18 protein-coding genes are annotated in these 23,693 nt (G+C 40.5%); 9 read left to right on the top strand and 9 right to left on the bottom strand.

All coding sequences use genetic code 11. The features are described from left to right. Nucleotides 1–120: 120 nt before the first annotated feature. A complete protein-coding gene (locus KXV15_RS08400) occupies nucleotides 121–792 on the top strand; it encodes an alpha/beta hydrolase (protein ID WP_240007720.1) in 672 nt (223 codons plus the stop codon). A 10-nt stretch (nucleotides 793–802) separates the two neighbouring features. Here KXV15_RS08400 and KXV15_RS08405 read toward each other — a convergent pair whose 3' ends face one another. Then, entirely contained in the window at nucleotides 803–2,029 is a 1,227-nt protein-coding gene (locus KXV15_RS08405) for a hypothetical protein (RefSeq protein WP_240007721.1), read from the bottom strand. 97 nt (nucleotides 2,030–2,126) lie between these two features. After that, nucleotides 2,127–3,320, bottom strand: a complete 1,194-nt coding sequence (locus tag KXV15_RS08410; protein WP_275671586.1) for an anhydro-N-acetylmuramic acid kinase — start codon at nucleotides 3,318–3,320, stop codon at nucleotides 2,127–2,129. Between the two features lie 42 nt (nucleotides 3,321–3,362). Between KXV15_RS08410 and tyrS the strand changes: the two genes are divergently transcribed. The 3 genes from tyrS to KXV15_RS08425 all read left to right on the top strand — a co-directional run bounded on the left by tyrS (nucleotide 3,363) and on the right by KXV15_RS08425 (nucleotide 5,845). Beyond that, nucleotides 3,363–4,646 (top strand): tyrosine--tRNA ligase, encoded by a 1,284-nt coding sequence (gene tyrS / locus KXV15_RS08415; protein ID WP_240007723.1) that lies wholly within the window; start codon nucleotides 3,363–3,365, stop codon nucleotides 4,644–4,646. Nucleotides 4,647–4,671: 25 nt separating this feature from the next. Continuing rightward, nucleotides 4,672–5,136 carry a peroxiredoxin gene (locus KXV15_RS08420; RefSeq protein ID WP_240007724.1) on the top strand — a complete coding sequence of 155 codons (465 nt, stop codon included), beginning with the start codon at nucleotides 4,672–4,674 and terminating at the stop codon, nucleotides 5,134–5,136. Nucleotides 5,137–5,224: 88 nt separating this feature from the next. After that, nucleotides 5,225–5,845 carry a bactofilin family protein gene (locus KXV15_RS08425; RefSeq protein ID WP_240007725.1) on the top strand — a complete coding sequence of 207 codons (621 nt, stop codon included), beginning with the start codon at nucleotides 5,225–5,227 and terminating at the stop codon, nucleotides 5,843–5,845. 48 nt (nucleotides 5,846–5,893) lie between these two features. Here KXV15_RS08425 and prfB read toward each other — a convergent pair whose 3' ends face one another. The 3 genes from prfB to KXV15_RS08440 all read right to left on the bottom strand — a co-directional run bounded on the left by prfB (nucleotide 5,894) and on the right by KXV15_RS08440 (nucleotide 10,709). Next, nucleotides 5,894–7,003 (bottom strand): peptide chain release factor 2, encoded by a 1,110-nt coding sequence (gene prfB / locus KXV15_RS08430; RefSeq protein ID WP_240007726.1) that lies wholly within the window; start codon nucleotides 7,001–7,003, stop codon nucleotides 5,894–5,896. Nucleotides 7,004–7,026: 23 nt separating this feature from the next. Further along, entirely contained in the window at nucleotides 7,027–9,354 is a 2,328-nt protein-coding gene (locus KXV15_RS08435) for a penicillin-binding protein 1A (protein WP_240007727.1), read from the bottom strand. Nucleotides 9,355–9,506: 152 nt separating this feature from the next. Beyond that, entirely contained in the window at nucleotides 9,507–10,709 is a 1,203-nt protein-coding gene (locus KXV15_RS08440; protein WP_240007728.1) for an N-acetylmuramoyl-L-alanine amidase, read from the bottom strand. Nucleotides 10,710–11,266: 557 nt separating this feature from the next. Here KXV15_RS08440 and KXV15_RS08445 point away from each other — a divergent pair. The 4 genes from KXV15_RS08445 (at nucleotide 11,267) to KXV15_RS08460 (ending at nucleotide 16,504) form a co-directional block, all read left to right on the top strand. Continuing rightward, nucleotides 11,267–13,675 (top strand): Rne/Rng family ribonuclease, encoded by a 2,409-nt coding sequence (locus KXV15_RS08445; RefSeq protein WP_240007729.1) that lies wholly within the window; start codon nucleotides 11,267–11,269, stop codon nucleotides 13,673–13,675. A 52-nt stretch (nucleotides 13,676–13,727) separates the two neighbouring features. Continuing rightward, entirely contained in the window at nucleotides 13,728–14,234 is a 507-nt protein-coding gene (locus KXV15_RS08450) for a lipocalin family protein (RefSeq protein WP_240007730.1), read from the top strand. A gap of 65 nt (nucleotides 14,235–14,299) precedes the next feature. Further along, complete coding sequence (locus KXV15_RS08455) at nucleotides 14,300–15,655, top strand: M48 family metalloprotease (RefSeq protein WP_240007731.1); 1,356 nt, start codon at nucleotides 14,300–14,302, stop codon at nucleotides 15,653–15,655. Nucleotides 15,656–15,709: 54 nt separating this feature from the next. Continuing rightward, nucleotides 15,710–16,504 carry a DsbA family protein gene (locus tag KXV15_RS08460; RefSeq protein WP_240007732.1) on the top strand — a complete coding sequence of 265 codons (795 nt, stop codon included), beginning with the start codon at nucleotides 15,710–15,712 and terminating at the stop codon, nucleotides 16,502–16,504. A gap of 66 nt (nucleotides 16,505–16,570) precedes the next feature. Here KXV15_RS08460 and KXV15_RS08465 read toward each other — a convergent pair whose 3' ends face one another. Genes KXV15_RS08465 through KXV15_RS08480 form a run of 4 tightly spaced genes read right to left on the bottom strand, consistent with a single transcriptional unit; the run spans nucleotide 16,571 to nucleotide 21,541 of the window. After that, nucleotides 16,571–18,718, bottom strand: coding sequence for a TonB-dependent siderophore receptor (locus KXV15_RS08465; RefSeq protein ID WP_240007733.1), 2,148 nt, complete (start codon nucleotides 18,716–18,718; stop codon nucleotides 16,571–16,573). 21 nt (nucleotides 18,719–18,739) lie between these two features. After that, entirely contained in the window at nucleotides 18,740–19,459 is a 720-nt protein-coding gene (locus KXV15_RS08470) for an energy transducer TonB (protein WP_240007734.1), read from the bottom strand. Next, nucleotides 19,422–20,600, bottom strand: a complete 1,179-nt coding sequence (locus tag KXV15_RS08475) for a methanobactin export MATE transporter MbnM (RefSeq protein ID WP_240007735.1) — start codon at nucleotides 20,598–20,600, stop codon at nucleotides 19,422–19,424. The genes KXV15_RS08470 and KXV15_RS08475 overlap by 38 nt, the downstream gene beginning before the upstream one ends. Continuing rightward, entirely contained in the window at nucleotides 20,597–21,541 is a 945-nt protein-coding gene (locus KXV15_RS08480) for an MbnP family copper-binding protein (protein WP_240007736.1), read from the bottom strand. Before KXV15_RS08480 ends, KXV15_RS08475 begins: the two co-directional genes overlap by 4 nt. Before the next feature lie 140 nt (nucleotides 21,542–21,681). Here KXV15_RS08480 and KXV15_RS08485 point away from each other — a divergent pair, with 140 nt between their 5' ends. Then, on the top strand, nucleotides 21,682–23,691 hold the full coding sequence (locus KXV15_RS08485; RefSeq protein ID WP_240007737.1) for a TonB-dependent receptor domain-containing protein: 2,010 nt from the start codon (nucleotides 21,682–21,684) through the stop codon (nucleotides 23,689–23,691). Nucleotides 23,692–23,693 lie beyond the last annotated feature (2 nt).

Raw genomic sequence — 23,693 nt, forward strand, 5'->3', positions numbered from 1 at the left:
AAGCACCAGATGTAAAAAAATTGGAAATTAATCATGTTGTTGTGCTAAAGCAAATAAGTAATTAGTATTTCCTACTACTCAAGTCAAGAATTATTGTGAAAATTTATTGCGGAAGAAAAAATGGCAGAATTAATTTTAACCGGACCATCCGGTCGTATTGAAGCACGTTATGACCAGTCGGAGATTGAAGGCTCTCCAATTGCACTTGTACTTCACGGTCACCCTCGTGCGGCTAGCTCGATGCAGGATAGAGTTACCGTTATGATGCACCACTTATTTAAAGAAAAGGGTTTTTCAACGCTTCGCTTTAACTTCCGTGGTGTTGGCAAATCTCAGGGTTCGTTTGATAATGGCATTGGTGAACTTGCTGATGCTGCGGCAATGCTTGATTGGTTGCAATCTATTAACCCAAATGCAAAATTCACATGGGTTGCGGGTTATAGTTTTGGGGCCTATATCGCATTGCAATTATTGATGCGCCGCCCGGAAATTGATGCCTTTATCGCGGTTGCAACGCCTTGCAATCATTATGATTTGGCATTCCTTGCACCTTGCCCATCATCTGGCATGATGTTCTATGGTTCAAACGATCTTGTATCACCACCACTCGATGTTGAGCGTTCGGTTTCAAAAATCCGTACGCAAAAAGGCGAAGTTGTAGAATGGGAAGAAATTCCTGGTGCAGATCACTTCTTTAGAGATCAATTAGGTTTGCTAAAAGATCGTGCAGATGCCTATATTGAAAAAACCATGGCACTACCACGTAAAACGCCGGCAACTGGAAAAAGATAAAATCATTAAATTAGGTGCGGACACATGAGAAAACCGCACCTAATTTATCCGCAATCTCAATTTGCGATACACTATCAAGACCACGCACAACGACCATACCCCTATTATTCTTTACAACATTTGTTAGAATTTTTAGGTATTTTATATGGTGCTCTGGATTGCGTGCCAAAATCTGTCCATCAAATGAAAATGCGTCAAACCTATATTGTGGCATATTAGGTACGCTTAGCTTATCAACTGGTCCAGTTAGAATTGCGCCAAAAATCGCTTTCACACTAGGGCGAATTGTTGACGCCAATTCATAAACCTTTGAAACTGGATAGTTTTCATATTCCATAAATTCAAGAATTATATTTATATTTTCGCTATCCCTAATGTGATTTAGGACGGGAATAATTTTTCCCTTTGTTACCATGCTATTAAGAACGGCAAATGAAAACGGAATATAAATAAGATTTAGGTCACCACCAAAACGTAAAAACTTCTGAAAACCAATCTCAAAATTTGCATATTCAATTTGTTCTCTAATATTAGTAGGCAGATTGACCATATCTTTGAACAATAATTGCTTTCCGTGTGGAAGTTCAAAAATTCGAGGGGCAAAACGATAACCAATAACTTTTTGATTCTTGGTTTGATAAAATGGCTCTAAAGAAGAATCGACTATAAAGCGGTTATCAATTGTCACCTCATTTATTGCCGGAGCTTCTTCTTTTTTGTCGTCATTCAAATAATTATCGTTATTCGCAATTTTCTTATTTATCTTATTGTAATTTAGCTTCTTCATCTGGATTCTTGCGACTAAATCCACACTGACCGCAGCAACGGGCAGATTTTCAGGCCAAAAAGCACCGATAAAATGCTGCATAGTTTGTATATATATTTCTTTGCATGCAGCAGCTGAGCCAATTAAGCTCAAAGTAGGAATATAAAGTATTGCCCCATGTTCATTTGCAGCCATACACCAATTGGGAGCTTGGAATTTTTTTGAAAATGTCTGATTCACATATTCAAAAACAGCCTCTCTTTTATGAGGCCACTTTTCACCAAGTTTTTTTGATAATAGTGTAAAATCAATATAAAAAACTTGTCCATATTGATTTAGATTTTGGCGCCCAAGGCGCATAGCAACCTTTGCGTCAACATATTCAATGTTTACCGCATCGCTTGAAATCTCTTCTTCAACAAATAAATCTGCGTCAGTTGTTGGTGATATTTTTAATAATTCAACCGGCATGATTTACTCCTCCGGTAATTATATTATTGCGTAATACTAAACAAATTATATCTATTATATCAAAAACTTTAGATAATTTTGCTTGAATTCGCTGTTTTTATGAAGAAATAACACCACCGGACAGCGGTTTTTTAACACCAGTAGTTTCGGGAAACGAAATAGGAAGCCCCAAAGCAGATCGGACCGCAAGAAACGCAAAACATTCTGCCTCAACCGCATCCCCCCTAAGCCCAATTTCATCGGCATCAATAATATTGGTTTTTGTTATAGTTTTAATATCTTCAACGAGTTTTGGGTTTTTACGACCGCCACCCGCCACAACAAGTGTTGTTGGTCTCTTTGTAAATAGGTCAAGCCCTTTGTTTATAGCTTGTGCAACTAGTGAAGACAGGGTTGCACATCCATCTTCTAACGAAAGACCAGATACTATATTTGCATTATAATCATAACGATCCAATGATTTAGGATATGGCTTAATAAACCAATTATCGGCAAGCACTTTGTCAATTATATTTTGATGAACCGTCCCAGACCGTGCAAACACCCCATCTTTGTCATATTTGCCTTTATTGTGAAGTTCCACCCACTCATTAATAGGGCCATTAGCAGGGCCACAATCAAACGCCGCTAATTCATCAAAACCATCGGTTTCACCACCCCAATAGGTCAAATTTGCGACACCCCCCAAATTTAAAACCGCAGCAGGAGCATCGATTCGAGCGTATTTTAACATTGCAGCATGGTAAATTGGCGCAAGTGGTGCCCCTTGCCCGCCATGCATCACGTCATTTGTTCGAAAATCATAAACTGTTTTTATGCCGGTCAGTTTTGTAAGTTTTTCGCCATCTAGCAATTGAAGTGTTTTCCCCTTTTCACCATCTTTTGGCGGAATGTGTAAAACAGTTAAACCATGACCACCAACATAATCAATGTCGGTTGATTTCATATTAGCCTGCTTTAATAATGTATTGATTGCATTGGCATAAATTTCGGTAATAGTTTCCGTTGCCAATTCAAATATTTCAGGGGTGTTACCATTAAATTGCCATTTAAGGGCCGCCTTAACGGCGTCTGCCAAAATTGTACGTTTCTCATCTGAATATGGCACAAGGGCATATTCGCCAAGCTCAAGAACTTTATGGCCATCGGTTTTTATCATGGCAACATCTGCATAGCCATCAAGCGCCGTTCCCGTCATTAAACCTATCGACCAGAAAGATTGCACATTTTTCCCCTTAATTATGCCATAAAGACCTTTAAAAAAGGCTTTGTCTTTGTTAATGCCAAACATCTAAATTTAAACTAACCAACCAATTAGAGGTATTTGATTAAAATGTCATCGCAAAACACCACCATAATTTCTGATTTCAAGCCAAAATCGGCTTTCATCAATATGATTATGGAACGCGGTCATTATTATCAATCATCCGACCTTGAAGGTCTTGATAAGATTGCGCTTGAGGCAGAACAAGGCAAGCGTGAGCTGGTTGGATATATCGGTTATGATTGTACTGCGCCAAGCCTTCACGTCGGGTCATTAACACAAATCATGTTTCAACGCCGATTTCAGCAATGTGGCGGTAAGCCGATTACGTTGATGGGTTCTGGCACCACACGTATTGGCGACCCATCTTTTAAGAATGAAGCACGCCCAGTTTTAACCCTTGAGAAAATCGAGGAAAACAAACGCGGCATTCAAAAAGTATTTGATAAATTAATTGATTTTTCAGATGGCAAAGCCTTAATGGTTGACAATATCGAATGGCTTGAAAAAGTTTCATGGCTTGAAATGCTTTCAGAAATTGGACGCCATTTCACCGTCAATAAAATGATTTCGTTGGAAATTGTAAAACGTCGCCTTGATGATGAAATTCCAATTACCTTCCTCGAGTTCAACTATATGCTTTTACAAGCATATGACTTTCTTGAATTATCAAGACGCTATGGATGCGTGTTACAAATGGGCGGTTCAGATCAATGGGGTAATATTATCCAAGGGGTAGAGCTTTGCCGACGTGTTGATAACCGCGAAGTATTTGGCGTAACCCAGCCACTTTTGATGAACTCTGCGGGGCAAAAAATGGGCAAAACCGTTTCTGGCGCAGTGTGGCTTGATGGCGATATGTTACCAAGCTTTGATTTTTGGCAATATTGGCGCAATGTTGATGATGCTGACGTTGGTAAATTATTGCGCTTATTTACTGAATTACCGCTTGATGAAATCAAACGCCTAGAAGAATTACAAGGCGCAGAAATCAACGAAGCTAAAAAAATATTGGCGAATGAGATTACCGCACTCCTTCATGGACGCGATGCAGCTAATAGCGCGTTACAAGCTGCACAAGCGCAATTTACGTCACAAGGTGGTGATGCATCAGGGCTTCCAACTGTTGAACTTGAAATTGACGGTGAACTAAGCATCGCGGCATTATTCGTTAAAGCTGGGCTATTTGCGTCAAATTCCGAAGCTAAGAAAGCCGCAGCAAACAATAGCGTAAGCATCGATGATATTAAAATTAGCGATGTAACTTCGCCTGCTGCTGCCATATTCGAGGGTAAAGCCAGTGTAAAACTGTCTTCAAGCAAAAAGAAACACATTATTGTCAAGAAAAAATGATACCAAAAAATTACGGGAGCAATAAATGACACTTAATATCGGCGATACCGCACCAACATTCAAACTTCCTGCTGATAACGGCGTTGATTTTGATTTAGCACTGCAAAATGGGAAAAAAGTTGTTGTATATTTTTACCCAAAAGATGACACCTCTGGCTGCACATCAGAGGCCATCCAATTTACTGAAAACGCTGCAGAGTTTGAAAAATTAAACACTGTTGTTGTAGGAATATCCAAAGATAGCGTTAAAAGCCACGATAAATTCAAAGCCAAACATAACTTACAAGTGGTTCTGGCTTCTGATGAAGATACAAAGGTTCAAACTGAATATGGCGTTTGGGTTGAAAAATCTATGTACGGTAAAAAATATATGGGTACTGAACGTTCAACATTTTTATTAGATGAGAACCTTAAAATTGCCCAAATTTGGCGCAAAGTTAAAGTTACTGGGCACGTTCAGGAAGTTTTAAAGGCAGTTAAAGAGATTTAATCTGCATTAATCCGAAAATTTTTATTTTTAGCTTGCCTAAATTATCAAATTTTGGGAAGCACAGGTTTTAAAATCGAAAGGTCTAAATATGTGGGGACGCAAAAAAGAAAAAGCAACTATTGTTGAGATGCCAACTCCTGAGGCTACTCCTGCACCGGTCGTTGTTAAAAAACCAACCTCGGTAATTGCCAGTGATGTAAAAATACTTGGTTCAATTATTTCTGGCAGCGATCTTGTGGTTGAAGGTGCTGTTGAAGGCGATATCCGCTGCGGACTTTTTACTTTGGGTAAAGAAGGAATTGTTTCCGGTAATGTTGTTGCTGAAACAGCAACTGTTCGCGGCAAAATTACTGGCAATGTAACCGCACGTACTATCATGCTTGCTGGCAATGGTGCTATCGAAGGCGATTTAACCCACAGCGTTCTTATTATCGAAGAAGGTGGTATGTTCGAAGGCCGTTCAAAACGCGTTGCAGACCCACTTTCTGAAGAAACTTTAGCAATTGAAGATAAAGCAACTAGCGAAGATGTTAAACCCAAAGCGAAAAAGGCAACTAAAGCTAAGGCAGAAAAAAAAGCTGAAGAGAATACCGTTGAAATAAGCGACGAAACCAAAGAAGCCGCAGAGACCGAAACTGAAACTGAAGCAAAAGAAAGCACTGAAGAAGCTGCGATTTCAAAAGAATTAAAAGAAGCATTTGCCGTTTAAAAAACTATAAACAGCATTATAGAAGCCCCCGAGTTTACGGGGGCTTTTTTATTCTTCGGTGTGACCAACTTTTTGTGCAAGCGCAGCAGCCATAAAGGCATCCAAATCACCATCCAAAACACCTTGTGTATCAGAAGTTTCAACATTAGTGCGCAAGTCTTTAACCATTTGATATGGCTGTAATACATAAGAGCGAATTTGGTGGCCCCAGCCAATATCTGTCTTATTATCTTCAACTGCTTGGGTTGCTGCTTCACGCTTTTGTAATTCAAGTTCATAAAGACGTGCCCTTAACATATTCCAAGCAATCTCACGGTTACGATGTTGCGACCTGTCTTGTTGTGATGCTGCAACTATACCGGTTGGAATGTGCGTAATACGAACCGCAGAATCAGTTTTATTAATATGCTGCCCACCTGCACCCGATGCACGATATGTATCAATCCGGACATCTTTTTCCTGCACATCTACTTCGATATTATCATCAATAACAGGATACACCCAAACACTTACAAATGAGGTATGACGGCGGGCATTAGAATCAAACGGCGAAATACGCACCAAACGATGTACCCCCGCCTCTGTTTTTAACCAACCATACGCATTAAGGCCTTTTATAAGCAATGTTGCCGACTTTATTCCGGCTTCTTCACCAGCATTCTCATCAACATATTCAACATCATATCCCGATGCAGCCGCCCAACGTGAATACATTCTGAGCAACATGGATGCCCAATCACAGCTTTCAGTACCACCAGCACCGGCATTGATTTCTATATAGCAATCATTGCCATCCGCTTCACCAGACAAAAGTGCCTGTATTTCTGCTTTGCTGGCGTGCTGCTTTGCATTCTCTAGATTGGATTGTGCTTCGTTTATAAGGTCTTCATCACCTTCTAAATCTGCAAGTTCAGCCAGTTCGATATTGTCGTTTAATTCGCGTTCCAATGACGTAATTTCATCAACGGAAATTTGAATCTTGTTTTTTTCCCGCATCAAAGCTTGTGCTTTTTGCGGATTATCCCAAAAATCCTGTGTCTGGCTAAGTGCTTCTAATTCATCAAATCTGCGTGTTGCCTCATCCCAATTAAGGCGCTTACGCAACAAATTAATAGATTTAGTAATATCCGCTTTCAAAGCCTCAATTTCGGCTCGCATAAAAAAACCCCATTAAGCCGTAATTATTCTATAACTTCATCTTTGGCGACAACGTTTGTCTTTGGTTTAATACCCACAGTATTACTAGGGGTCTTTTTCCCGCCATTATTAGGTGAATTAGATTGTAAATTTGCAAGAATATTCAAACGTTCTTCTGCACCAATCTCGTCAAGAACCTCTTTGGTTGGAACAAATTGCTCAATCGGCTTATCTTTAAGCATTGCTTCCATATAACTTCTGAATATTGGCGCCGAAACAACACCGCCCGCCGCACCACCTGCGATAGTTTTCGGGCGGTCATAACCGACATAAACACCGGTTGCATAAGATGGTGTATAGCCAATAAACCATGCGTCTTTATAATCGTTAGTAGTACCGGTTTTGCCAGCAACAGGGTGGCTAAATTGTGCCGCGCGTCCTGTACCACTTGTGACAACTTCACGCATAATGGTCATCATTTCCCATGCGGTACGCGGCGAAATAACCTGTGTTCCATTTGGTTCAATATGTGGAGGTTGGGCATTCGGGTCAAACGCCACATCGCAATCAGAACATGTTCTTCTATCTGCACGCCAAACAGTTTTACCGCGCATATCCTGAAGTCTATCAAAATAAACCGGTGGCACATAGCGCCCACCATTTGGGAATACCGCAAAACCAGACGTCATGCGCAACACAGTCGTCTCACCAGCACCAAGCGCCATGGTCAAATCATTTGGTAAATCATCATAAACACCAAAACGACGCGCATAATCGGCAATGCGGCGCATACCAATACGGCGTGCAATACGAACTGTTACAGTGTTACGCGATAAAACCAAACCTTGTTTAAGGGTGATAACACCATAATAGCGTCTATCAGAGTTTTCAGGCCCCCAACCGCCGCCAGTAATTTTAGAATCAGAAATCTTTGTTTCAGGTGTCATGCCGTTTTCAAGTGCAGCCGCGTAAATGAATGGCTTCACAGTTGAACCAACCTGACGCTTCGCTTGTGTAGCACGGTTAAAGCCTGAATCATCGGCGTCATAACCACCTGCCATCGCAATTACCGCACCAGTATGAACATTCAAAGAAACGAGTGCGCCCTGTAAGTTTTGCGAACGAAGCAATTGGAATGTTTTGGAATCTAGGCGGTTAACCCATACAATTTGACCATCACCAAGAGCCTTACCCGACCTAAATGCCCAATCCTTATCAGCCTGTGGAATTAAGAATTTTTCACCAGTTTGCAAACCATAATTTTGACCATTATCCAAAACTACTGCAAGCCTTGAAGCAGGATCAGGACGCCAATATTTTGCATTCGCTAATTTATTTTTCCATTGGTCATCAATATTTAAAACCCCAACCGCACCTTTAAAGCCGCGCATACGTGTTGGGTTCATACGATCAAGACCAGCTTGTAATGCTGCACGAGCGGCTTTTTGCGCCTCTAATTCAACAGTTGTAGAAACGATGAAACCTTTATTATATGGTGCGCCTTTACCAAAACGACGAATGAGGTCGCGGCGCACTTCTTCAACAAATTCCCCGGCATCACTATCAGTCCATGAACCACGTGGATGTGGTTGATAATCAATCGGATCCTTCTTTGCTTCTTCGCCTTGTTGCGCAGTAATAAAACCATTGGCAACCATACGTGAAATAACCCAATTACGACGTTCAAGTGCACGATCTGGATGCTTTACAGGGTTATAATTATTTGGTGCTTTTGGAAGTGTGCCAAGGTATGCAGCCTGTGAAATACTTACATCCCGTACACTTTTTTGGAAATAAGTTTGTGATGCCGCTTCAACGCCATAAGACCTAAAGCCAAGAAATATCTGATTAAGATAGATTTCCATGATTTGGTCTTTGGTGAGAATTTCTTCAATACGTACAGAAATCAATGCTTCTTGAATTTTTGTTATATATTTATCAAGACCGCGCTTTTGATTGCCATCAGGAATAAGTACGTTTTCAGCAACCTGTTGCGTAATGGTTGAAGCACCCTGCATGCGGCGGCCTTCACCGATTGTTGTAATATTATAAACCATTGCCCTGGCAATACCCATCGGGTCAACACCATTATGGCTATAAAAATCCTTGTCTTCCGCCGCCATAAACGCCGCAATAACGTGATTAGGTATTTTTTCGAGCGGCATATAAGCACGAGTTTCAAGGGCAAAAGAGCCAATTTGCTTGCCTTCAGCAGAATAAACGCTTGAGGAAACATTTGGTTTATAATCAGCAAGTTTTTGGTGATCAGGCAAAGTTGAAAGCGATAATGATAATAATATTGCAGCACCAACAACGCCGAGTGCAATTCCGGCAAGTATAATAACGCCTAGTAATTTTTTAAAAAAGCGCATCTGCAATCCGTATTTTTAAACTTTGCCGAATTTTGAATAGTTTCACCATTTACGCGAAACTGATTTGGCTTATGGCTTTTGCCACATGGTTTCAAGTCCATAACGCACAGAATTACAGACTATTATGTCTATATAGACTACCATAATGATAATTATTTTTTCAAATCCTTGTTATCAAAATAGTCTTTAATCGCTTTTGCAACGCCAGACATTTGTCGATTCCTGAAATCAGGGTTGGTTAGGCGCGCCTCATCATCAGCATCCGTTATAAAGCCCATCTCTAGCAAAACAGCCGGTACTGTCGGCGACAAAAGCACAAAAAAGCCAGCGCGACGGTGCGAAGAAGACGTTAAAGGCCCCGCATCTTTGATATTCAACAATATATTTTCTGCAAAAACCGCTGATTGGTTTTTGGTATCACGTTGTGTTAAATCGCGCAAAATTTCGGTTACTGTATTATCGTTTGTTCTATTTGGTGGAACCACAGTCCAGTTATCACGATTTAATAAACGCCGCGATCTGTCGCCACCTTCTTCGCTTAATGTATAGACAGTTGCACCCTGTGCCTTTCCACCGCCAGCAGAATCGGCATGCAGCGAAATAAACAAGTCTGCACGTAAATCACGTGCAATAATGATTCTCTTTTCTAACGGAAGAAAAACGTCACTTGAACGTGTCATAATAACGTTAAAGCGTGGGTCACGACGTAGTATGTCGCGCAATAACAATGCACTTGATAAAGTTACATTTTTCTCAAATACCCCGTTTGTAAAACCCAATGCACCAGGGTCATGACCACCATGCCCCGCATCAATCACAATCGTATATTTGCCTTTGCCAGTTTTTGGCGAAACCGGTGCCATAATTTGCGTTGATTTTGGTAATTGTTTTGGCTGTTGGCTAGCAAAAGTTTTTGCGTCAGTATTATCAAGCCTAATAATTAAAAAACGACCGCTAATCTCATTATTGAATTGTTGGCTTGCGACCTTGGCCGGTTTTTGCAAATCAAGAACAATGCGTGCTTGTTGTTCTGACTTTGGGGCATAACGAATTTGTTTAATCAAGCCTTTTCCGGCAATTAAACCACCATTAGGCGAGCCAAATTTCCATTCTGCCCGTTCAAAGTCAATTACCAATCGATTTGAAGGCTGGGTTAGTGAAAAAATCTTGTAATTAAAATCACGACTAGTTTTAATCGAAATAAAGGTTGAATTATCCTTTTCCTCTAACCTAAAACCATAAATTTTTAGAGATTGATTTTGCGCAGCAACCGCATCAGCAGCTTGCGCATAACCTGCAGATTGTGCAGCAAGAGATTCAGGTGAACTAGAAAGTATGCCGACCGCTTTGGTCATTCCAAATATTATTAGCGGCACAAAAACTAGTGCTAAAATGATTAAACGTAAAATTTTTTTCTGTAAAAACATATTTAATCTTTTGCTAACGTAAATCTAAACTCGCTATTATTAGTTTGTCACCAATATGTCGAGTCAGTGTCATATACAAATATTATGAAATGGTGCAAATATAACTTATGCGCATATCTATTAATCTAGTATTGCTATTTTAACTTTTTCACCTTAATGGAATCTGAATTGGGTGGAAACTTATAGGTTAATTGCCCAAATTTCGGATTTATGCGCGTGAATTCTTGAATTGTATAAATAATTCTAGGGTTTGGGCGCAAAGTTTTTAAGTATTATTGTGTGCGTAGAAATGGCATTTTTTGCCCAGCTTATAAAAAGGCAATTCTTTAATAATAGTGTGTCTGCTGACGGCTGTTTACAAATCTGCACACCCCATTCGCAAATAATTTCAAAATTATTTTTTAAACATTACGCGGGATTTGATGCAATCTGCCGCCTTGGTGCTGCATTAAGAATATTGTTATCTCCCGCAGGAGAGAAATTTAATGTCAAAAACAATGTTAATAGACGCTGCACACGAGGAAGAGACCCGTGTAGTAGTTTTGGATGGTCAAAATTTAGAAGAATTTGATATCGAGACCAAAGCCAAACAACAAATTCGTGGAAATATCTATCTTGCAAAAGTCACACGCGTAGAGCCGTCTCTACAAGCGTGTTTTGTTGATTTTGGCTCACCGCGCCATGGTTTCCTTGCGTTTTCAGAGGTTCACCCTGATTATTATCAAATTCCGGTTGCCGACCGCGAGGCATTGATAGAAGAAGAAGCCAATAGCGTTGACGAAGAAGCTTTTGAAGACGATGAAGAGAATCAACGCGCACGTCGTGCCGTTGCCCGTCGTTATAAAATCCAAGACGTATTAAAACGCCGCCAAATCATGTTGGTACAAGCCGTAAAAGAAGAACGCGGCAACAAGGGTGCAGCCCTAACCACATATCTATCACTTGCAGGTCGTTATTGTGTATTAATGCCAAATACCCCACGTGGTGGCGGTATTTCACGTAAAATCACCGCAGCAGGCGATAGAAAACGTTTAAAATCAATCGTTTCACAGCTTGAAGTGCCAAAAGGTATGGGTCTTATCATTCGTACCGCCGGTGCAAAACGCAATAAAACCGAAATTAAACGTGACTATGAGTATTTGTTGCGTCTATGGGATAATATCCGCACACGCACTTTGGAATCGGTGGCCCCTGCCCTAATTCATGAAGAAGAAAGCCTTGTTAAGCGCGCTATTCGCGATCTTTACAACAAGGATGTTGGCTCAATCGTTATCGAAGGCGAAAACGCATATAAAGAAGCCAAAGACTTTGTAAAAATGCTTATTCCTTCGCATGCGCGCAAGGTGCATCAATATAAACACACCATGCCATTATTCTCAAAGCTCGGTGTTGAAAAAATGCTTTCATCAATTCATAGCGGTGTGGTGCATTTGAAATCTGGTGGTTATATCGTTATCAACCAAACCGAAGCATTAGTTGCAGTTGACGTTAACTCTGGCAAATCAACACGTGAACGCTCAATTGAGCAAACAGCACTAAAAACTAACCTTGAAGCCGCCGATGAAGTTGCGCGTCAAATGCGTATGCGCGACTTAGCTGGCCTTATTGTAATTGACTTCATTGATATGGATGAAGCACGTAACGATCGTGCAGTAGAGAAACGTGTAAAAGAAGCTCTTCGTCTTGACCGTGCACGTGTACAAATGGGTAAAATTTCTAATTTTGGCCTTATGGAAATTTCACGTCAACGCCGCCGCACCGGGGTTCTTGAAGGCTCTAGCCATGTTTGCGAGGTTTGCTCTGGCTTTGGTCGCGTTCGTTCATCATCTTCTAATGCGACACAGATTGTTCGTGATATTGAGGCACAAGTTGGCGGTCGTAAAAATTGCGAATTGGTAGTTAAAACAGATGTAAATACTGCTCTATATTTGCTAAATGAAAAACGCACTCATATTGCAATGCTTGAAATTTCACGCCATGTCGTTGTTAAAATTCTTGCCGATGCAACAATGCCACAAGGCAAATATGAAATTGACTTTGTATCAATGGGTGAATCAACTGAAGAGCCTGAATTTAATTTCAACTTTATAAAAGAAGCCGCCGAAGCAGTCGCCAAAGAAGACGCTGCTGAAGAAGCCGAAGAAGCAAATGAAAATGATGCTGTTGAAACCGCTGAAGTAGTTGTTTCTAAAAACAGCAGAAGACGAAAATCACGTCGTCGCGGAAGAAATAAAGGTGAAGCATCAGAAACAAATGTAGCACCTGCAACCGCCACTGACGGCGAAACAGTTGCTGAAGAGACAACAGAAAATTCTGAGCCAACAGAAACCACCAGCGAAAATGAAGAGACTAGGAATTCTAGACGCAGACGTGGAAAACGTGGTGGACGTGGGCTTTTTGGAATGCGCGCTGCAAGAAACAAAAATGCACCATCTGAAAATTCAGATAATGCGCCGCAAAATGACGCAACCGTTGAAGCTTCAGTCGTGGCTAATACAGAAGAAAAAGCTACTGAAGCAAAACAGATTGACGAAACCGTTACAGAAAAACCAGCTAAGGCAAAACCATCTCGCGCAAGAACTCGTAAACCAAAAGCGGCAGAAACCAACGAAGTTGTTACTGAAGCTCCTGTTGTTGCAACCGAGGTTTCCGAAGATAAACCTGCAAAAAAACCACGCAGCAGAAAGCCGAAAAAACCTGAAACCACTACTTCTGAAACAATGACAGAAACGGTTGAGGTCAAGACTGAAAATACCACAAATCTGCCAAAATCTTCTGATACCCCTGCTGCTCAAGAGAGTAACAATGACGAAAGCAGCCCGCGTCCACAACGCAAAACGGGCTGGTGGGCAAGGAATGCATCAAAACTATTTGGAAATACCGAAGAGCAATAATTATTTTAAAATAATTGGCGCATTTTTTATATTATCATTTTTGGGCGGCTGCATGGCATTGGTTGATGGTCGCCCAAAAAATGCACCTGAATTAAAAACTGTTCAAAGCATTGAAGTAAGTAAATATTTGGGCACGTGGCATGAAATTGCAAGATATCCTTCAAGCTTTGAGAAAGGCTGTCCCAAAGCCACAGCGAATTATCAGCTTGCGCAAAATGGTGATATAACGGTTGTTAATACCTGCTATTATAATGATGGAAAAGTAAAAGCGTTCAAAGCAGACGCCAAAGTTATAAAGGGTTCAAATAATACCAAGCTAGCAGTTAATTTTGCGCCAATTCCTTTACCAAAGGGAAATGGTAATTATTGGGTTATTTATGTAGATAAAGATTATCAGCATGCAATTGTTGCGTCACCGAACGGTAATTTCATGTGGTTTTTGGCGCGTAATGAAGAAATAAGCAAATCGCAACTAAATGAAATGTTACTTGCCGCAAAGTCACAATTATTTGATACAGACAAATTAGAAATAATTGGCAAGATTTCTGAAAATAATTAATATTGTCTTTGCTTCATCCTGTGTTCATGGCATAACACTAAACTGGATCAAAAAAGGTGATTAATTTGTTTAAACAAAGGTTTTCATATTTTGTGATGGCTTTTGCGGTCGTGTTGTCTCCTGCCGCAGCAAAGGCGCAATCATTAGTAAGAGATTCCGAAGTTGAGAAACTTGTTCGCGACTATTCAGATCCATTATTTGTTGCCGCAGGACTAAATCCAGACGACATTAAAATTTATCTCGTTGATGACAAAGAGATCAATGCCTTTGTTACGGATGGGCAAAAGATGTTTGTCAATGCCGGAACAATATTAGAGGCAACAAGTCCAAATCAGTTAAAGGGCGTAATTGCCCACGAAACCGGTCACATTGCAGGTGGTCACCTTGCACGGTCTTCCCAAGCTGAAAAAGAGGCAATGGTTCCCGCATATGTCACAATTGCGCTTGGCATAGTTGCAATTGCGGCAGGCGCACCAGACGCCGGCGCGGCATTATTGGCAAGTTCGCAGCAGTTTGCGATTCTAAGCTTTTATTCATATACCAGAACCCAAGAATCTAGTGCCGACCAGGCCGCCCTACAATATCTTGAAAAGACACATCAATCACCACAGGGTTTAATCGACTTCTTTGAAAAGTTTCGTTACCAAGAAGTCATGTCCGAGGCGAGAAGAACTGAATTTTTCCGTTCGCACCCATTGTCCACAGATAGGATTGATGCACTTGAACGTCGCGCCGCCTCGAGCCCTTATTTAAAAGCTGTTGACAGCGATAGTGACAAGGAAAGACTGGCACTTGCGCAGGCAAAACTATACGGCTTTTTATACACGGGACAACAAGTTTATGTAAAATATCCATTTAGTGATAATTCAATCCCTGCCCAATACGCGCGGGCAATTGCATATTATCGTGCACCAGATTTGGACTTGGCAACCGATGCCGTTCAAAAACTTATTAATGCCGAACCAAACAACCCTTATTTTCAAGAGCTTATGGGGCAAATCTATTTTGAAAACGGTAAATCTGATAAAGCCCTTCCCTATTATCAAAAATCCGTTTCACTATTGCCAAATGACTCACTTTTGCGAATTGGTCTGGCAAGAACATATATAAATCTTGGCACAAATGAAGATTTAGAAAAAGCCGAAACCGAATTGCGCAATGCCGTCAGGCTCGAGGATGATAACGCATTTGCGTGGAATCAAATTGCAATTGTTGCAGACAAACAAGGTAAAGATGGCCTCGCAAGATTGGCAACCGCAGAAGAAGCCTTTGCACTAGGTGATTATGAACGGGCCAACCGTTTTGCGCAGGCGGCAATGAGGAAATTTGATCGCCACACCCCATCATGGCAAAGGGCAAGCGATATCCGTAGCGTAACCGAAGAAGCCGCCGCCAAAGCAGCAAAAGCAAACAAACAATAAGTTAACTCAATATTTACCGAATAATTAGCCTATCCAAGGTTAATGGAGTGCAATATGCGTAAAAAAATGCTGTCTGGACATATATTTCTGGCAATCGCCTTACTAGGCGTGGTTTCATGCAATAAAAAAGAAGAAACTTCGGTTATGAGCAAAACCGAAGAAGCCAAAAAACAAGACAATGCCGCTATCCTTGCATCTCTAACCAAAGAACAACAAGCCGCAGTAAGAGTATTGGTGCGCGATACTTTGGTAACTGATCCACAAATTTTATTAGAAGCACAACAGGCATTTGAAGCACAGCAAACACGAATGTTAAATGAAAATGCATCAAAAGCATTTTCATCAATCATTAGTGATGCTTCCGAACTATCATTTGGCCCAAAAGATGCAAAAGTAACATTGGTTGAGTTTTTTGATTATAAGTGCGGTTTTTGCCATGCTGCAAACCCATGGATGGTTAGCTATATGAAAACTCATCCTAATGTTCGCTATATTTTTAAAGAATTACCTATTTTATCGGCAAATTCTCTGATTGCCGCAAAGGCAGCCTATGCATCAAAGGCACAGGGGAAATATGTTGAATTCCACAATGCCCTTATGCAGGCACAAGGCGATTTAAGCACAGATCAAATCATTCAAATTGCAACCTCGGTCGGCCTTGATACCGTTAAACTTCAAAAAGACATGCAAAACCCTGAAATCGAAAAATACCTCAAAAAAGTCCAAGATCAGGCTTCACAAGCTGGCATATCAGGTACGCCAGGCTTTTTGGTGAACGGAAAACTTATTTCTGGTTTTAAAGTTGAAGAATTAGAGGCCGCATTAGGCGCCGAAGATGCCGGCAAATAATAATACTTTTGCCAAACGATTAAAAGCCCCGCATTGCGGGGCTTTTATTTTTGGGTTTAGGAGAATTTAGTATTTTGCCTTAAGGCTTAGGATATAGCTTCTTGGCGATCCATAGAAGTTATAAATATTTGGTGTGCCAACAGATTCATAATATTTTTTATCAAAGATATTATTTATTGTTAAATCAATGGCATAATGTTCATCAAATTTATAACCAATACGGGCATTGGCAACCTTATATCCTTTGTTAACAACTTCGTCGCGCCATCCCCGTGATGATTGTGCCGAAGAATAGGCAATCACGCCTAAACCAACATCAAGTCCTTTCAACGCAGAACTTTGCGGGAATGTATAATCTGACCATAATTTAAACTGATATTTTGGCGACTGAATAGAATAAGTTTTACCTTGATTGGTGCGATCTTTTTCGTATTCGGTTTTCAAATAAGTATAACCAGCATTTACCTGAAGTCCTGGAAATACCTCACCAGAGATTTCGGTTTCATAACCTTTTGAGGAAATTTCGCCTGCATTTAAATAATAAGCATTGTTTGGGTATGCGGGGTCTGCATAAGCGCGATTTTTATCTTTCAAATCGAAAAGCGCAAATGATGCCGAAAGCTTGCCATCGGCCAAATCAGTTTTAACGCCATATTCAAATTGTCGTCCAGTACGTGGGTCAAGCGTTGAACCATCGGCTTTTAATTGGGTTTGTGGAACAAAAATGTCAGCATAGCTAGTATAAAGGGTAACCGCATCTGTGATGTCATAAACAATACCAGCATATGGTGTGAACTCATTATCAGCTTTTGCACCAGGTTTCCATGTTAAACCGCTAGTTGATGGTGCAATCGAGCGTGATGCAGCTTTAAAATTAGTAGTACGTCCGCCAAAAGCAAATTTTAAATTATCAAGAATATTTGCCTTTGCTTGGAAGTAAATACCATTCTGACGGGTTCGGCTTTGTGCGCCTGAAGTGAATGGAATATTTGGCTCTGCAAAATTGCTCATATCGCCCCAAAGAACGCCTGTGCGATAGGTTCTGTTACTACCGCTTATACCAGATGATAAATAATTATCTTGATTAAATCCCACGGTTAAATCATGGGTGCGCCCAAATAATTCAACAGGCCCATTTACAAAAATATCGTAGCCTTCACGGGTGTAGTCATAATCACCAGCTTGTGCAGCATAATCAAGACGTTTTGTTGCGACATCAACCGCAGAATAAGTATAGCCGTATTTCCATAAGAAGTTCTGCTGTCTAAGGTTATAATTACCCCTTACTTTCCAGCCATTATTAAACTTATGTTCAATATAAGTGTTGGTTTCATTGGTTGAATAATTCATCCGACCCCATTCAGGGCTATAAAATGTGTTCACCGGAACATCCAACAATATATAATGCCCATTGGCATCAGTAGCCGAAGAAGTAGGAACACCAGACCATGGATCTTTTACCTCTGAGGTTTGTGATGTAAAATTCGCGCCAAGCGTCGTATTAGCCAGTAAATCAACTTCTAAAGCGGTATATATTGTGAATTTATCTTCGTGAGTATAGTCATAAAAGAAATCGCGATTAACGCTTGAAAGTGAAACCAAACCGCGAATTGCTTTTGATTTAATAAGTGGTCCGGTTAAGTCCAATGAAACGCTATTATTGCTATATGAACCAGTGCTAAGGTTTAAGCTGGCACCAAATTTTGATTGGGGTTTCTTCTTAACAAGATTTACGACACCGCCGGGTTCACCCACGCCACGCAAAATACCTGCTGGGCCGCGTAAAACCTCAACCCTATCATAAATAACTGTATCAAACTGATGCGATGGTGTTAGGCCATTATAAGATGTTACACCGTCATACATTACACCAAGCGCATAGCCACGTGCATAATATTGCGAACTTACGGTATCATTGGCAATAACATTTACACCAGTCGTTTGGGTTAAAACTTCTTGGATAGTCCGTAAATTTTGGTCTTCCATTTGTTGTTTGGTAATTACCGAAACTGAATTTGGGGTTTCACGGATTGTTTGCGGGGTTTTGCCGCCAATGGTTGCCGTTGCTGCCTTATAAGTTTTTTCTTTATCAACAGATACTTTTATAGGTGGCAATTTGGTAATATTTTCGCCATTGGTCTCTTGGGCATAGGCAATTGTTCCACTCATGGCAATTGCACTCGTGCATAGTAATAATAATCTTAGTCTATTCATAAAAACCCCCTCTAGGTTAAGCTAATGATTTATTCCAAATTCAAACTCTTGCAGTGCAACAGCTTTGATGTTTTCATCTGCACCGAATGGTGATTTGCAATGCCATCTGCGAACCGCAGTTAGTGCAGCATTATCAAGGCGTTGGTACTTACTGCTCTCAATGATTTTTGCATTTTCAATGCTGCCATCATGAGCAATGATGACTTTTAATGTAACGACGCCCTCTTCACCCATTTCTCGTGAAGCAGGTGGATAATTTGGTGGTGGTCTTGTCGGGCAGTAAATTGCCAATTCACCACCTAATTGCTTATTGGCTTCTTGTTTTGGTTGCGTTGTATTTATTGGCGGTGCGTAACTTAATTTTTCTGAAATTGATTCAATATTTGTTGTTATTGGCGTCTCAATTGCCAACGGAACCGAAGTAAAATCAGTTTTTGATAATGCTAATTTTTGAGTAGTTGGATGATATTTAGGCGTATCAACTTGTTTTTCTTTGTTTGTTTTCGGTAATTTGGGTGCAAACTTTTTAACCTCTTGGGGAATAACGACCGGCGGTTCAGTAATAATATGAACCGCAACCTCATTATTGTCGGAGGCAAATGATTTAACATTTTGGCACATCAAGGCACACAAAACAGCCACCCCAAGAGGCACACCAAATGCATGCCCTATTAATTTTTCTTTGCCGATTAAAAACATTGGCTTACTTATTGACGAATGGATCGGAATATTGCTTGTCATTGACAAACTCTTCATCGGTAAGAGTTTTTAAGAATGCGACGATATCTTTTTGATCTTGTTCGGTGATGTCGATATTACCAATCAACTCACTTTTATGGGGGTTTCTGCGGCCATCACCCGCATTCGGGCCATTTGTAATATTACGCCCACCTGCAGCATAGGTTGCCACCACGTCTTCCAAAGTTGCGATTGAACCATCGTGCATATAGGGTGCAGTCAATGCAACATTACGCAAACTTGGGGCACGATATTTGCCCATATCATCGGGCTTGCCACTGATTTCAATAATACCCATTGAACTTTCTGGATAATTACCTTTTCCGTCAACATTATATAAACCAGTATTATGGAAAGGCTTTTCAGGGCTATTATTGCCTTGATAATTCATTTGGTCATTGAAATTTACACTTCCATGGCAATGAAAGCACTCGGCACGTTCACCAAAGAACAAATCTTTACCGCGTAACTCGTTGATATTAAGCAATAATTCACCACTTAAATACCGATCATAACGCGATTTTCCAGAAACCATTGTTCTTTCAAATGATGCAATTGCTTTTATGATATTATGGAAATTTATTGGGTCTTTTTGGTTTGGAAACGCCGCGCGAAATTTATCAACATACATTGGATCTTTGTTGATACGGTTCAAAATCTCTTGTCGATTATGGTCATTAACCCCCATTTCAACCGGATTATCGCCATAAAGCGGGACAAGCATCTGACGCTCTAAGGTTACCAATGCTGGATTGGCCCATGTATATGTCGTGTTCCATGCAACATTGGCAAGTGGTTGTGCGCTTCTTGCGGTTTTATCGCCACTTGTACCCGTTGAGAAAGGCATACCATCAGTAAATGCCATCGATTGTAAATGGCATGTACCACAAGAAGTATTGGCATTTGCAGATAAGCGTTTTTCGTAAAATAAATAACGCCCCAAATCGACCTTCGCAGGTGTAAGCTTGTTATCATCTGGAACATTTGGTTTTGGGAAACCATCCGGCAACTTTAAAAACCATTCATTTGCGGTTTTAGATGCCTTAATTTCCAAATTGTTTGTAATTTGTGGATGCGCAAACGCCATTCCACAAACAGCCATCACTGAAAATGCTGCAAACGAAATAAAAACTGGATTTTTCATTTTGCTTCTTTTCTTATGAATGGTGAAACACCAGGAACAATCATTGTTCCCGCATCTTTTACTTCTTCACTTGATGGCTTAAGTCTTAGTCCAAGTTGGGCAAAAATAGGCTCACATTCAGGGTCACCTGTAAAACTCATGCACCCAGCAGCACCATAATCATCCTTTGTTATGTGTGCTTTTACATATAGGGTTTTAAAATCAAACACGACTTTATCTTTTTGTGGATTAAAAGCATCAAGCTTTACTTCAACGCGATTTGGGCTTGAACATTTCAAATCCTCATCAGAAGCTGGATTGCCGGCACAATCGGTTGAACCAAGGTGTATGGTCCAAATTTTAATTGTATCATTCTTACGCTTTACGCCTTCATCGGGGGCAAGTTCGAATTTGGTAAATTTACGACCTCCTTGCCAATTCCATGCCATTGCAGCGATATTTAAAGGTGAAGGTGATGTTTCAGTATTGGAATGGTTTAATGAAACCCGCTTTCCGGTTTTGTCTTTACCGCTTACAGGGACGCCAATATCAAAAGCTATCGATTGGATATTTTTTACGGCAGATGTGCCAGTAATACTGGTGTTAGTTTGTGGGTTTCCGTCGCATTTGCCTGTTGCATCCTCAAAATCAAGCAAGGCAACATTCATATATTGCCATTCATTTTGTGTGAGGTTCAACGGGTATTCCTTACCCGTTTTATCAATCAGGCGCACATTGGAAATATAAAGTCGTGCATCACGAATTGAGGTTGGGCTATTATCAGCACCAAGTAAAATATGGTTATCGTGGCATGAAATATCTCTATCACCAGCCTTTAACGCGAAAGATATAGTAATTTGTTTTGCTGCATTCGCCTTGGTAGCAGTTTTGGCAAATGCGTTGCCATTAAGCATCAAGGCACCGCAAAAAGCCAATCCAAATAGATAGTTATACGATTTCATTACACACCCCTAAAATGTAGTAACCCATATAAAATTCGGATTTCACCAAGTCGCTTGGACATAATGTCTAAGTGAATAATTTAGCGCTCACTCTATTTCCCGTTCTGATTGAACAACCAAATCGTTCAAAAGGGGGTAATATGTTTAAATCAAAACTTCTAATGTCATCATGCCTAGGCATTTTATTAGTCGCAGGGATTGCACAAAATTCGTATGCAGATGATGTAACTTCACAAAATTCAAAATCTGATGAAATCGTAATAGTGACAGCGACTCGTGTGGCAAAACCGCTTGATAAATTGGCGGCACCAGTAAGCCTTATTACCGCAAAAGACATCGCCAACCAGCAAGCAGAATCATATGTTGATTTATTACAAAGATTACCTGGTGTGGACTTTTATGGTGGCCCAAGAGTGCAAGGTGAAATGCCAAACATTCGTGGTGCGACAGGTCGCCAAGTCGTGATTTTGGTTGACGGCGCGCGTCAAAATGCCTCACCATCCTTATCTTCACCATTATATCTTGAAGCAAATTTCTTATCACGAACCGAAGTTTTAAAGGGTGCATCTTCTTCACTATATGGTCAAGGTGGCCTCGGCGGGACATTATTGTTCACCACCCAAAGCGCTTCTGAACTTTTAAAAGGCGATAGAAATTTTGGCGCGAATTTAAAAGCAATTTATCAATCTGCTAATGAAAAGCAACAAGCCATCGCCCAAGCCTATGGAACAGTCGGTAATTTTGACATTTTTGGTGGCGTATCAGCAAGCAATTGGGGTGCCGTTACACAAGGTGGTGGAAAGAAACTTACACCAGGTGATGGCAATGCCACTGCGGCTTTGGGAAAAGTCATTTGGCATATTAATGATGCCCTGAACCTTCAACTTTCGCATTCATACTATGATACAGAGGATTTTCAGCCCAATAACCCGCAAGCAAGTTCAGACTTCCCTTATATGCAAAACAATTGGGCGACCAATAACCAAACTATTCTAAAGTTAAGCAATAATAAGGATTTCAAATTCTCATTATACAACACCCGCCTTAAAACCGGTGCTGATGCCCGTCTAACCCTAGCCTCTTCATCAGTTGATACAAAAACCATTGGTTTTACGGGTGAAAACACATGGGGTCTAAACTTTTTAGGTATGGACCATAAAATCACTATTGGTGGTGATGGATATAAAGATGAATTGGCATCGCTTTCTGGTGGATTGCCGAATGGCGTGACCCCTGATGGAGAGCAACAATCATTAGGCGCATTCATTAATGATGAAATTACGCTTTTGCCATGGTTGAAATTGATTCCGTCTGTACGTTATGATGAATTTAAAACATCGGTTAAAAGCGGAATTGCGCCAGATAAAACCGATTCCCAAACTTCGCCACATATAACGGTTTCTGTTTCGACAAATCCTGATTATTTACTTTATGCTTCATTTGGTCAGGCATTCCGCGCCCCAACCGTATATGAAATGTATCAGTCATATAGCGTTCCAACTGGTTTTTCAAACTTTAGACCCAATACATCACTTGTGGCGGAAACTTCAGACGATATTGGAATTGGTTTTAAATATAACAAATCAGAAATTGGCTTTGTTAAAAACCTTCATGCAGGTATCGATTTATTCCGTGCCGATGTCGATAATTTGATTACGTCGGTTACTGTTGGTACATTTAACAACCCATTCCTTGGAACCCGCCCTATTTTGCAATATCAAAACATTGCCAAGGCACGCCGCGAAGGCTTTGAAATTGATACAAATGGCGAAGTTTTGGGAATTAAGGTTGGGCTTGGGTATTCATATGTTCGTGTTACCGACCGTTTAAATAATGCCAATCTATTTTCACCACCAGACAAACTTACGCTTTCACTTTCAAAAGACTTTGCAAATGGCGCAAGCCTAATTTGGCGTTCAATGATTGTTGATGCACAAAATTATGATTCAACACTTATACGCCGTCGCCCTGCATATGACGTGCATGATATTTTCTTTAGCTATAAACCGATTGAAGAAAAAATTCGTGTTGATGTTGGCATTACCAACCTGTTTGACGAAAAATACGCGAGATACAAGCAATCAACCGCATATCCAAATATTTATGAACAGGGCCGAAGCTTAAGAATCGCTCTTTCATACGAATATTAAAA

The sequence above is a fragment of the Pseudaquidulcibacter saccharophilus genome (genome assembly GCF_019455445.1).
In the GTDB taxonomy this organism is placed as follows: Bacteria; Pseudomonadota; Alphaproteobacteria; order Caulobacterales; family Aquidulcibacteraceae; genus Pseudaquidulcibacter; species Pseudaquidulcibacter saccharophilus.

Excerpts from the sequence above, each read along its gene's own strand:
- KXV15_RS08400 (WP_240007720.1), top strand. The coding sequence starts at position 121 with ATGGCAGAATTAATTTTAACCGGACCATCCGGTCGTATTGAAGCACGT.
- KXV15_RS08405 (WP_240007721.1), bottom strand. The coding sequence starts at position 2,029 with ATGCCGGTTGAATTATTAAAAATATCACCAACAACTGACGCAGATTTA.
- KXV15_RS08410 (WP_275671586.1), bottom strand. The coding sequence starts at position 3,320 with ATGTTTGGCATTAACAAAGACAAAGCCTTTTTTAAAGGTCTTTATGGC.
- tyrS (WP_240007723.1), top strand. The coding sequence starts at position 3,363 with ATGTCATCGCAAAACACCACCATAATTTCTGATTTCAAGCCAAAATCG.
- KXV15_RS08420 (WP_240007724.1), top strand. The coding sequence starts at position 4,672 with ATGACACTTAATATCGGCGATACCGCACCAACATTCAAACTTCCTGCT.
- KXV15_RS08425 (WP_240007725.1), top strand. The coding sequence starts at position 5,225 with ATGTGGGGACGCAAAAAAGAAAAAGCAACTATTGTTGAGATGCCAACT.
- prfB (WP_240007726.1), bottom strand. The coding sequence starts at position 7,003 with ATGCGAGCCGAAATTGAGGCTTTGAAAGCGGATATTACTAAATCTATT.
- KXV15_RS08435 (WP_240007727.1), bottom strand. The coding sequence starts at position 9,354 with ATGCGCTTTTTTAAAAAATTACTAGGCGTTATTATACTTGCCGGAATT.
- KXV15_RS08440 (WP_240007728.1), bottom strand. The coding sequence starts at position 10,709 with ATGACCAAAGCGGTCGGCATACTTTCTAGTTCACCTGAATCTCTTGCT.
- KXV15_RS08445 (WP_240007729.1), top strand. The coding sequence starts at position 11,267 with ATGTCAAAAACAATGTTAATAGACGCTGCACACGAGGAAGAGACCCGT.
- KXV15_RS08450 (WP_240007730.1), top strand. The coding sequence starts at position 13,728 with ATGGCATTGGTTGATGGTCGCCCAAAAAATGCACCTGAATTAAAAACT.
- KXV15_RS08460 (WP_240007732.1), top strand. The coding sequence starts at position 15,710 with ATGCGTAAAAAAATGCTGTCTGGACATATATTTCTGGCAATCGCCTTA.
- KXV15_RS08465 (WP_240007733.1), bottom strand. The coding sequence starts at position 18,718 with ATGAATAGACTAAGATTATTATTACTATGCACGAGTGCAATTGCCATG.
- KXV15_RS08470 (WP_240007734.1), bottom strand. The coding sequence starts at position 19,459 with ATGACAAGCAATATTCCGATCCATTCGTCAATAAGTAAGCCAATGTTT.
- KXV15_RS08475 (WP_240007735.1), bottom strand. The coding sequence starts at position 20,600 with ATGAAAAATCCAGTTTTTATTTCGTTTGCAGCATTTTCAGTGATGGCT.
- KXV15_RS08480 (WP_240007736.1), bottom strand. The coding sequence starts at position 21,541 with ATGAAATCGTATAACTATCTATTTGGATTGGCTTTTTGCGGTGCCTTG.
- KXV15_RS08485 (WP_240007737.1), top strand. The coding sequence starts at position 21,682 with ATGTTTAAATCAAAACTTCTAATGTCATCATGCCTAGGCATTTTATTA.